Annotated in this window: 8 protein-coding genes; 2 read left to right on the forward strand and 6 right to left on the reverse strand. The window is 36.7% G+C overall.

Translation table 11 applies throughout. The features are described 5' to 3' along the window. Positions 1-69 precede the first annotated feature (69 nt). The 6 genes from RV17_RS02460 to RV17_RS02485 form a co-directional block, all read right to left on the reverse strand. Entirely contained in the window at positions 70-1029 is a 960-nt protein-coding gene (locus RV17_RS02460) for a LacI family DNA-binding transcriptional regulator (RefSeq protein ID WP_071868414.1), read from the reverse strand. Between the two features lie 14 nt (positions 1030-1043). Next, the gene (locus tag RV17_RS02465; protein ID WP_071868415.1) at positions 1044-4355 is read right to left on the reverse strand and encodes a GH36-type glycosyl hydrolase domain-containing protein; all 3312 of its coding nucleotides are present in this window, start codon (positions 4353-4355) and stop codon (positions 1044-1046) included. A 16-nt stretch (positions 4356-4371) separates the two neighbouring features. Continuing rightward, on the reverse strand, positions 4372-6522 hold the full coding sequence (bglX, locus tag RV17_RS02470; protein WP_071868416.1) for a beta-glucosidase BglX: 2151 nt from the start codon (positions 6520-6522) through the stop codon (positions 4372-4374). Positions 6523-6534: 12 nt separating this feature from the next. Then, entirely contained in the window at positions 6535-7365 is an 831-nt protein-coding gene (locus tag RV17_RS02475; RefSeq protein WP_071868417.1) for a carbohydrate ABC transporter permease, read from the reverse strand. A gap of 13 nt (positions 7366-7378) precedes the next feature. Then, positions 7379-8272: a carbohydrate ABC transporter permease gene (locus tag RV17_RS02480; protein ID WP_067482187.1), complete on the reverse strand. Its 894-nt coding sequence runs from the start codon at positions 8270-8272 to the stop codon at positions 7379-7381. 138 nt (positions 8273-8410) lie between these two features. Beyond that, positions 8411-9652, reverse strand: a complete 1242-nt coding sequence (locus RV17_RS02485) for a sugar ABC transporter substrate-binding protein (RefSeq protein WP_071868418.1) — start codon at positions 9650-9652, stop codon at positions 8411-8413. A 210-nt stretch (positions 9653-9862) separates the two neighbouring features. On the opposite strand from RV17_RS02485, the gene RV17_RS02490 reads away from it, so the two are divergent. Beyond that, positions 9863-11485 (forward strand): glycoside hydrolase family 13 protein, encoded by a 1623-nt coding sequence (locus RV17_RS02490; protein ID WP_071868419.1) that lies wholly within the window; start codon positions 9863-9865, stop codon positions 11483-11485. A 379-nt stretch (positions 11486-11864) separates the two neighbouring features. After that, the gene (locus RV17_RS13630; RefSeq protein WP_067482193.1) at positions 11865-12167 is read left to right on the forward strand and encodes a DUF5960 family protein; all 303 of its coding nucleotides are present in this window, start codon (positions 11865-11867) and stop codon (positions 12165-12167) included. Positions 12168-12228: the final 61 nt, after the last annotated feature.

A 12228-nucleotide genomic window follows, 5' to 3' on the forward strand; every position in this document is an offset into this window, starting at 1 on the left:
TCTTTTCTCAAAAAATAAGCAGAACTCATCTTTGGACACAAAGTAAGTTCTGCTTATTTTGATTTCTGTTTAGCTGAAGGAATCCCCATTGATAAACGTCGTGTAAATGTGCTCATCTTCTGTAGATTCGCCTTGAATCAATTGAATAATTTTTTCTGCTGCTAACATTCCCCAACGATGTTTAGAATATGAAATCGTTGCTAACGTTGGTGTTAAAAACTCACCAATTTCGATATGGTCAAACCCGATTATACGAACGTCTTTTCCTATTTCATACTGCGTTTCTTTGAAAAATTTATACACACCTACCGCCATTTCATCATTGAAAGCAAAAATATCAATTGGAAAATCCGGTTGGCTAGCTACGATTTCTTTGGCTGCTTGATAACCAGATGGCTCTGTAAAATCCCCCTCAATTGTTTGATAATCAATACCAAATCGTTGAAGCTCTTTTGTACTTGCAGCTAAACGTTGCTGACTATCATATGCTTTTGTTGAACCCGTAATCAGGTGAACAAATTTCGTCTGTTTTGCAACCATTTCACCTACTGCCAGTGTTGCTCCACCTTTATTATCTAACAATACTTTCCGAACATGTTCATGAGAAAGTTTACGATCCAACACAACGATTGAATGTCCCCGTTGTGCAAACTGTAAAATTTCCTGTGAATCAAATGTCCAATCTAAAATGATTGCACCGTCGACCATTCGTTCAGGAATGAATAAATGAGATTTCTCACCACTACAAACAATCATCTCAAAGTCATAAAATGCTAAGCCTTTTTTGATTCCATCTAATAATTCACCATAAAAACTGCCACCATAATCTGCTAAATAAACACCAATAATATTTGTTTGTTGTCTTTTTAATGTACGAGCAGCCATATTAGGAACGTAGTTTAATTCATCCGCAATTGCTTTGATTCTTTCTCTCGTTTCTTCCGTCACCTTTTGGCTACCATTTAAAGCGTACGAAACAGTAGAGATGGATACCCCTGCTTTTTTTGCGATATCTTTAATTCCCACCATGTTGCTCTCATCTCCTAACAATAGATATCAATTTGATTTGTTGCTTGTAAATGCGCTAGAATCGCCTGGTTAGATACTTTCAAGCCACCCGTTCGATACGGATTTTTTTCATGTTCAACTGGCAATTCTTGCTGGTTCAACATGACTTTTGATTCACCTGAACCTAAATGGTAATGAATAGTGACTGGGTTTCCTAGCAATTGATAGCGAAGGCTTAATTGGTCCAGCTCAGTTGGCAATACTGGATCGAAGGTTACGCTCTGACTTGTTTCTCGAATACCTAAAACACTTGAGATCAATTGGCCTAAATAAATTCCCGGACCACTTGAATAAATGCGCCAGCCACCTTTTACTGGTACACTTCCATCTTTCAGTTTACCAAAGTTTGATTCCGCTTCATACCTTGTTTTAAAATCTCCATCAGAACTACTGAAATAGACATTTGCTTGTCGTAATTTTGCATGCTTCACTTGGTTCGTTATTCCGATAGGATTAATAATATTGAGTGCATGCCAAGTTTCTTCTGTCTTGCCTAATTTCGCCATGGCTTCTGTAAAACGAATGTGTGCATGCACATATTGTAACCCAATTTCTCTCCCAAAATTGGCAGATTGTTCTGCCCGTTTGAAGTTCGTACTTACACCACCTTGATAAGCCGCTGGGCGATTCATCAACCGAACACCATCAGGAAATTGTAAGTGTTTTTTGATAATGGCTAAATGATGTTCAGCCTGTTTTGGCGTCAGTAATTCAGCAATCATTCCTCTAGTCATTGGCAACAAACGATAATGAATGCCCGTTTTCTGATCATTTGGATGGATCATCAATTCTACTTCGTTTTGTGCGTCCATTCGGACAAAGCCTGGCAAAGTATCGGTTGTGAACATATATGTTTCATAATCCTGTTTTATTTTAGCAACTAATTCACTCAAATGCTGACTATAAGACTGATCGACCTCTCTCAGCAAAATACTTAACTTGTGCAGTACTTGATACGTCAAAGCGACTGTCCAGCTACTTGCCATTGATTTCTTTAATTGATTATCAAATGGTTGCAACGTATCATCCCAATCACCGTCACCGTAGCAAGACAAAGCTGTCCCAGGTAAAAAGTGGGATTCGATATAGGAAATTTCTTTTTTGATATGGTCTAATAGTATCTCTGCTTCATTTGTTTTCAAAAAAGTTTTACGATCAGTATAAGTTATATTTTCGTTCAGAATGCCCCAATCACTCGTTTTATCCAAGTAATCTGCAACAACCTTCATTGGCCAAACAATTACATCTCCATGGCTTTCATCCGCTTTTTGTGTTTCGTAACGATCAAACATAAACCATTGCGGCCAGTTTCCATCATCAGAGAATTGGTTAGCATAAACTTTTTTGATAATGGACGCAACAACTTCCGGTCGATTCACAGCAAAGAAAAATTCAGTTGGTCCTTGCGAAACATCTCTGGTTCCCCAGGCAGCTCCGCCATATTGTTCTAACCCATGTGGAGATAAATAATGAACTAACATATTATGGGTGTACCAGCGTGCAATCAAATTCATTTGCTCAACTGTTTGTGTTTCATGCACTAATTCAAAGTTGTTTAATAACTCATTGATATATTCTGTATACTGTTGATCTTGTTCAGCAAGAGTTGTTGCTTTAGCTGCCTTAAATTCACCTGTTAGGCTTCCTTCAATTTTGACTGTTACTTCTGCTTGATTTTCAATTAGGAAAATGGTTAGTTTCTGGTCATTATTAGGACTAGCAAAAAACAGTGATTCGTCTGTTAGCTGAAACGGTTGATCCAAGGTGAAACGATAAGCTAGATTAGGATACGTTTGCTGTGTATCTGACTGTTCACTCCCTGTTACCGTCACCACTTGCTTGTTTTGCTCTAACTGATAAGTTGGTTGTGCTTCATCGGCACCCATCACTAGCTGGTTGGTAATCGCGAATGTATAGTTTTTCCCTTTCTGGCTGTGGATCTCTGTTCGGATTTCACGGCCGTCAACCACCGTATAAGTCGTAATGGTCAACAAATCGTCCTCTAATTTATAGTACCATTTAGCCGAATTCAGTCCCATCTCAAATAAAGAAGGCATTGTTAAAATCCGCCAATTTTCGCCCTGTTTCAAATAGATTCTTTGACCAGATTCCTTGATAACATTTAAAGCATTTCGACTATTACTCATCAATTTATTCATTGTCGTATTGCCTAAGACCACTTGGGAATTAAAAATTCCGGGCATATAAACAGTTGTACTTAATAAGGGACGGTCAACATCTAGCTCAGTTCCGCTTAATAAGATATGTCCATGCGTTCGCTCCATTGCTCGCTCTTTTGCTTTGGTAACGACATGATGATAATTGGTTGTAAAAAAGGAAAGTAACTGCTGATTTTCTTGTTCAACTTGTTCTTTCACAGGAAAGTACTTCAAAATTTCTTCTTTAGTCATCGTTTCACCAACAATTGGCTCGCCCAAATGTTTCGTTACTTGTTTTCCTTCAGTCCCCATAAACGAATGATCAAACGTTAATGAATGATACGAGGCTACAACTTCTGCTTTTGAAAAAGCTGGCTTTGTCACAGCCGTTGCTTGATTTGCCAGTGTCCCACCATAAAAAATAATTATTTGTTTCTCTTGTGTAACTGTTATTTTTTCTGACTGCAACGCAACATAAGCAAATTCATATTGATAAACTTCATTTGCTAAAAATGGCTGGTTCAATGCTTCTGGCTGATTTGTTTCTTTATAACTCTGGCCAAAAAATTGATACCCATCTGTTGAAAAAGCAACAGCATTTGTTAAACTTCCTACTTCTACTAAAGGATAATTTTCCCCTTGAATTTGATTTTGGCGCGAAGAAATCACAAATTTATCATCGACTTGGGTAATATGGTGATCCAAGTATTGTGACATATACGCCTCGTTTGAACGAACTGCTCCTGGTAACGCATTGCCTAAATCTTGTCCATAAATCACATCTGCTTGCTGTCCCGTTCCTTGCAAATTGACTTGCCAAAACCACAAGCCAGTGTTTGCTAATTGAAAGTCCACTTGATAACTAACTCCTGCAAATTGTCCTTTCCACACCAATTGATTCTCTTTTTGGAAAAACTGACTATGCGCATTCGACCCAATCATTGGCGCAAATAAAATAGTTTCTTCTTGATAAACTCTTAAATAAAGTTGAGTTAAACTACCATCTAAATAATTTCCCATTAGTTGGTTGATCATCATCCCATGACTTTCGATTTCTGCTAAATCACCTGTTGGCAGAAAAGAAAAATGGCTATTTTTTTCTGTCAAATCAATCATTTTTTGTGTCATCATCTAATCTTCCTATCTATTTTTTTAAGTTGAAACGCACCGACGAAACTTCTCGGCTGTTTGGACCAATCATTGCTTCAAACTCACCTGCGTCACTGCTCATTTCTTGGTTACTGTGTACATATCGCAAAAGCGACTCATCAATCGAAAAAGCCACCGTTTTCTCTTCAAAAGGTGCCAAGTGAACTTTCTGGAATCCTTTTAGTTCTTTGACTGGTCGAACAACTTCACCGACTAAATCATGAATATAGAACTGAACCGTTTCTTCACCCGCAAAAACTGATTGATTTTTGATCGTAACAGAAACAGTTATCTCCGTTGCTGGTGTCAATTCATCACTGGTTAAAGAAATTGCTGAGTAACGAAAATCGCTATAGCTAAGGCCAAAACCAAACGGATATTTTGCATAATTTGAAACATCTAGATATTTTGAAACATATTTTTCATCAGGTGTCGTCTCAAACGGACGACCAGTATTATCACAATTATAATAAATCGGTACTTGACCAACTGTTTCAGGAAAGGACATACTTAATCGTCCACTTGGATTATATTTACCCCAAAGAATTTCTGCTAATGCTCTCCCACCTTCTGTCCCAGGAAACCATGCTTCAATGATTCCTTTTGCTTCATCAATTCCCTGTAAGTCTAATGGACGACCATTATACAAAGTAACAACAACTTGATCATTTATTTCCAAAACTTGTTGGAAAAATGCTAATTGCGCACCTGGTAAGCGAATATCACTGCGACTTGCTGCTTCTCCACTCATTTCTTCTAATTCACCTAATGCAATAACAACTTTATCTGCTTGTTCTGCTAACAATAAGGCTTCTTGAATCGCCTCAGTCGTTGGTTCTAAATAATCAAATACTTCGTTTCCAACTAACAATTTCTTGCTTAAACTAGCGGCACCTTCAACTAACGAAATTGCCTCTTCTGATTTTCCTTGCCAAGACCACGCACCTAAAATTTTCTTAGAAGCAGCAGCTGGGCCAATAATCGCGATGGTTTCTTCTTTTTTAAAAGGTAAGATATCATCATTTTTCAATAATACCATTGATTTTTTAGCAATCTCACACGCGACTTCTCGATGTTCATTGGATAGAACAATCTCTTTTTCTTTAACTGGATCTGCCCCACGGAATGGTTGTTCAAATAAGCTTAAATCATTTTTCAATTCTAAAATTCGAACGACAGCTTCATCTAATAATTCGACAGAGATTTGTCCTTCTTTAATCAACTCACTTAAATAATTGCTGTAGCAAGTCGTCATCATTTCAATATCTACTCCAGCTAGCAACGCTTGTTTAGCCGCTTCTTTTTCATCTTTGGCAACGCCGTGTGGAATCAGTTCTTTTACTGCACCCCAGTCAGAAATCACAACTCCTTGAAAATTAAGTTCTTTCCTGAGAACTTCTCTAAATAACCACTTATTCCCTGTTGCTGGAATACCATCTATGGTGTTAAAAGAAGTCATTACTAATTTAGCACCTGCTTCTAGTGCAGCCTGATACCCGGGAAGATAGCTTTCTCTCAACTGGCGTTCTGACATGTTCACCGTGTTATAATCACGACCAGCAATCGCTGCTCCATAAGCTGCAAAATGTTTGACACAAGCAGCCACTCTGAAGAAATCTTCTTTTAAATCTTCTCCTTGATATCCCTTCACAAAGCGCTCAGCAAACCGACTATTTAGAAAGGAATCTTCACCCGTTGATTCCATTACTCTGCCCCAGCGCGGATCTCGAACGAGGTCAACCATTGGTGAAAAAGTCACATGTAAGCCAGATACAGCGGCTTCTTTCGCTGAAATCTCTGCCATTTTTTCAGCAGCATCCAGATCCCATGAACTCCCTAACCCTAATGGAATCGGAAAAATCGTACGAAACCCGTGGATGATATCTGCCATCAAAATAGTAGGAATACCCAAACGGTTTTTTTCTAAATATTTTTTTTGGATTCGAATGGCTTCTTCTGCACCTGAAACCCCTAACGTTGTCCCTGCATTTGCAATGGTTGCTTCAGTTAAGCCTAAATCAGCCATTGGACCTGTTCGTTCTTCTGCGTTTTCCGAATAAAATTCTGCTGCTAATTGTAACAGTTGATCGATTTTTTCTTCTAGCGTCATTTTTTCAAGTAAATTCAGAATTTCTTGTTGTTTCATGCGTAAGCTCCTCTATTTATTACCAGACACATTGTACCCATCTAGAATATATTTTTGTAAAAACATAAAGATAATAATAATCGGTACGACCATAAAAGCAGATCCTGCCATTTGTAACGCATAGTTGTTTGCATATTGACCTTTTAATAACTGCAACCCAACTGATAACGTGTAATATTTTTCATCACTTGCCATAATCAACGGCCATAAGAATGAGTTCCAACCACCGATAAATGTGGCAATTCCTTGAACAGCCAATACTGGTTTAGAAATTGGCAAAATGATTCTCGTAAAAATAAACCATTCACTCGCACCATCCAAACGAGCAGCTTCTAATAACTCATTTGAGATTGCTGACATGAACTGTCGGAACAAGAAGATACCATATGCTCCAACCAAGCCTGGCAATACAATCCCCGGCATCGTATTAGTCAAGTTCATTGAATTCATAATCAAGTAAACGGGGATCATTGTCACTTGACCAGGAATCATCATCGTTGCTAATACTAAATAAAAAAGAGGTTCTCTTCCCTTAAATTTATATTTAGCAAAACCAAAACCTGCCATCGCATTAAAAATCATTCCTAAAAAAGAAAATGCGACAACAATCAGCGTATTTTTTAAGTACGTCGTAAAATCAAATGCATTGAACAATTCAATAAAATTATCTAAACTCGCTTTTTCTGGAAAAATTCTAGGTGGAAATTTCATGATTTCCATATCCGTTTTTAACGAGGATAATAGCATCCAAATAAACGGCAACATCCAGACTAGTGCGCCAATCGTTAGAACCAGACCCATAACAAATTTCACTCGTCGGTTACTTTGTAATTCTTTATTCATAACAGTCACACCTCTATAGTTGATTTTCAATATTGCGTTTTTGCATTCTAAATTGGAATAAAGTAACTAGGATAATTACCGCAAATAAAATAAATGACCCCGCAGCGGCATACCCAAATTTACTGAATTGGAACCCATTACGATAAATGAATAACGCAACTGAAGTCGTGCTATCTAATGGTCCACCATTCGTCATTACAAATGGTTCTTCAAAAAATTGAAGCCAGCCGATTAAAGTTGTCACCGTTACAAAGAAAGTTGAAAAACGTAAGGACGGAATCGTGATATAAAAAATCTGTGCTTTTTTTGAAGCGCCATCTAATGATGCTGCTTCATATAATTCTTTGGGGATTCCTTGGATTGCCGCTAAAAAGATTAACATATTTGTTCCAACAGCCCGCCAAACACCCAAGATAATCAAGGATATTTTTGCGATGGTTGGATCCGTTAGCCAAGGAACAGCTGGTAAATGAACTAAAGACAACAAATAGTTCAAAAAACCAAAACTTGGATTGTAAAGATAACTAAACACCACTGCAACGGCAACCACATTGGTAATTGCTGGTGTGTAAAAAATCATTCGAAAAGCTGAGAATAATTTATTTTTTCCAAAGTTAATCATTAATGCTAAGCCTAGCGACATGACAATGACTAACGGCACGCCCAAAACAACATAAAAAATCGTATTTTGAATACTTTTTAAAAACACCGGGTCACTAATGATTTCTTGATAGTTATCGAATGAAACAAAATTGATTTTTGACCAATCTGCTAACCCTACCAAGCTCATATCAGTAAAACTAATAAAAAAAGCGACAAAAATCGGAATGATTGAAAAAAGTAAAAGCAAAAGAAGTGCAGGTGCAATAAATAAATATGGTGCTTTAAGTGTTCGACTTTTTTTCACTTTCAGAACTTCCTTTCTAGAATGGGGAAAGCTAGCTTGATTGCTATTTGACAAGCAAACATTAGATTCTTTCGCCAATTTAATTGAATAAATCGGCCCGAGATAGCGACACGAGTTGCTGACCTCAGGCCCGATAAACTATTTATTTAATAAAGTTTCTGTTTCTTGATTGAATGAATCCATTTCTTTTTGAACATCTTGACCACCTAAATAGATTTGTTCAAAATGTTTCAAATAGTTTTGAGCGATTTCTTCAAATTGTGTGATTAATGGCATTGGTTCTGAATTAAGTAGTTGTTCATTGAAGACACTATAAATTGGATCATCTTTCAATTCAGGATTTTCCCAAGTCTTTTTAGCTGTTGGAAGTGCGTCTGTCAAATGCATCCACTCTAACTGATTGTCTGGCTGTGCCATAAAGTTAATAAATTTCGCCGCGTCATCTTTTTTCTCTGAATATTCAAAAATAGTTAAGTTTGACCCACCCATGGATGAGATATTGTTTTCTTTACCCGGTAACGGTGCGATTGCCCATTTTCCATCAATATCTGGAACAGTATCCTTCACCGTTTTTGCCATCCACGGTCCACTAATGAACATTGGAACCATCGCATCGCCTGAAAACGTTTGGCTGACATCTAAGCCAAGATCTTGCTTAGGCGCATAGCCTTTTTGGATAAAGTTGTTCAAGTAAGCAACACTGTCGACAAAAGGTGCTTGGTCAAATTCTGGTTGGTTATCTTTAATCAAAGGTGAACCATTTTGTCGTGCAAACATGAACCCTAATGTTTGTTCCTTGGAATCAATATTGATTCCATATTTATCATCTCCACGTGCTGCTAATTTTTTCGCAGCATCTTCTAATTCTTCCCAAGTTTTTGGTGGTTCTTTATATCCTATTGATTCTAAGATATCTGTTCGGTAAAACAAGACACGTGTTTCTGCCGCCCAAGGAATACCATAAGACTTCCCATCAAACTGTGTCGTTTCAACAGAACCTTCATAAAAGTTATCTGGATTCATCGCATCGTACTTATCAATGTAACTTGACATATCTGCTAATGCACCAGCTTCTTGAAATTCAGGCATCCAAGTCGTTCCCATCTGTAAAACATCTGGACCACTTTTTGAAGCCACAGCCGTTAGTAGTTTATCGTGTGCATTCGACCATGGGATAGATTGAATTTTCACTTCAATTCCAGTTTCATCTGTAAATTTATCAGTCATTTTTGATAACTGCTTTACTTCGTCCCCCATTCCCCAAATATTTAAAACTTCGCTATCTTTTGCTGAATTATTGCTTGAACCACACGCCGCCAATCCACCAAGTGCCATTACAGCTGTCAATCCTAATAAGCCAATTTTCTTCGATAGTTTCATTTTTTTACTCCTCCATTTTTTAGTGAAACGTTTCTACAGGGAGAAGTATACTAGCTTGTTTCTAATTTGTAAAGCGCTTTCTAAAATATTTTTTTCGATAAAAAAGCATTGAAAGCTTGATTTTTTTGATTATAATGAAAGCTAAGTCAGGAACTTGTTTGAATTTTATCAAGTGACTCTTAGAAACGTTTCACCAGAAAGGAGTTTTTTATGAATAAAGACAATAAAGATAACATACCTTGGTGGCAATCAGCGGTTTTTTATCAAATCTATCCAAAGAGTTTTCAAGACAGCAATCATGACGGGATTGGTGATATCAACGGCATTGTCTCTCGCCTTCCCTACTTGCATCAACTGGGAATTGATGCGATTTGGCTATCACCGGTTTATTCCTCGCCTAACGTTGATAATGGTTATGATATTGACAACTATTATGCAATTTTAAATGAATTTGGAACAATGGCGGATGTTGAACAGTTAATTACCAAAGCGAAGTCTTTTGGAATCCGAATCATTATGGATTTAGTTGTTAATCATACATCTGATCAACATTCTTGGTTTTTGGAAGCAGAAAAAGGAAATAAAAAATATCAGGATTATTATATTTGGCAAAAAGAACCACCCAATACTTTGCAGTCCTTTTTTGGCGGAACGGCCTGGACATTTAACGAAAAACAAAATCGGTATTATTTGCATTTATTTTCCAAACATCAACCAGATTTAAATTGGGAGAATCCCAATATGCGAAAAGAGATTTGGGAAATGATGCGCTTTTGGATTGATAAAGGGATCGGTGGCTTTCGATTAGATGTTATTGATTTGATTGGAAAGCAACCTGAAAAAGAAGTACTCGGTAACGGACCAAACTTACACACATACCTCCAAGAAATGTATCATGAAGTCTTAAAAGAAACTGACCTAGTGACTATTGGCGAAGCAGGAAGTGTGACTCCTGAAACTGCACCGTTATATACGGCACCAGAAAGAAACGAACTTTCAATGGTCTTTCAATTTCAACATATGGCATTAGATGAGCAAACTGGGCACTCAAAGTGGGCACTTAAAAAGTTAAGTGTTGCTGAACTAAAAAAGGTGCTTTCAAAATGGCAAACTGCCCTACCTGAAAATGCTTGGAATAGTTTATTTTGGAGCAATCACGATCAGCCTCGCATTTTATCTCGTTGGGGAGACTTAAACTATCCATTAGAGAGCGGGAAAATGTTAGCAATCCTGCTTCATTTGATGCGTGGGACCCCATTTATTTATCAAGGTGAAGAAATTGGTATGACGAATTTTCCGATTCATTCCGCCAAGCAGATTCAAGATATCGAAAGTCTAAATTTTTATCATAGTCAACAAGAAGCGGGGATTGCGAAAGAAAAAATTTTTGAAGCGATCAATACCAAAGGTCGTGACAATGCACGTACACCTATGCAATGGGACGATTCGCTCTTTGGGGGATTCTCAACTGTTTCTCCTTGGTACCCAATCAATCCAAATCACGAGCAAATCAATGTCGAAGCAAATTTGAATCATCCTAATTCACTTTTCTTTACTTATCAAAAGCTGATTGCTTTACGAAAAAAATACCCAATTATTATTTGGGGAAACTATGAGTTATTAGATACTCCCCCTACAATTTTTGCCTATAAAAGAAATTACGAACACGAGACTTGGTTAGTCTGCGCAAATTTTTCAGATCAAAAGACTTTCTATTCCTTTTCTGAAAAACCAGAAACGACAATTATCAGTAATTACGATGCCACTTATTCAACACTTGACCAACTTAACTTACGTCCATACGAAACTTTTGTTGTAAAACTTACACCTTGACTACTCTGCTATTTTTCTATTTACGATTTTAGTAACTAGAAAAATAGCAGTTTTTATTTATAGCAAAATTATTTAAAAAGTAACCGCTAACTTAAATTTCATTTTGTCATTTTAATTTCCTGATTAATTCTTTAATTACTAGTTACAATATAGTAAACTTATTTAATAAGATGGTTATTTTAAGATTAACTTTAATTCAACTGGTTTATTACTAATACAAACTGGTACTTTTTCGCATAAAATCAAAGAAATATAACGTTTTTTATTTACGCAAAGATCGAACTAGAGCGCACTAGAAATAGTTTTTTGCCCCTTCCGTCTCAGAAAATCAACTTTACAATAAGAACGTTTGTTCGTATAATATTTTCGAGGTGATCTTATGTTTGCAATTGATGGAGTCTATCTGTGGTTCAACTATGACCCAACACATAAATTCGTTAAAGACTTGTACAAATTTTGGAGTACTGAAATCATATTTGAAGCTATCGAAGATAGATTGCTAATCAATTTATATTATAGTCAAAAAAAATACATTAAGATTTCGGCATCTAAGAGTAGAATTGGCAAGTCAATCTATTTTTTATTTAATGTTAAAACAGATGTCCCCGATGTTCGCCAAAAACATCGACGTTATGACTATATAAAGTATACTTTCGTTGATCCAGAAAGGTATATAGATTAAAATAAGTTACCTAAAAAGGACAAATACAAATTTTATTATCTTATTCATAGTAAGAAGATAA

This window comes from Enterococcus thailandicus, assembly GCF_001886265.1.
Classification (GTDB): domain Bacteria; phylum Bacillota; class Bacilli; order Lactobacillales; family Enterococcaceae; genus Enterococcus_B; species Enterococcus_B thailandicus.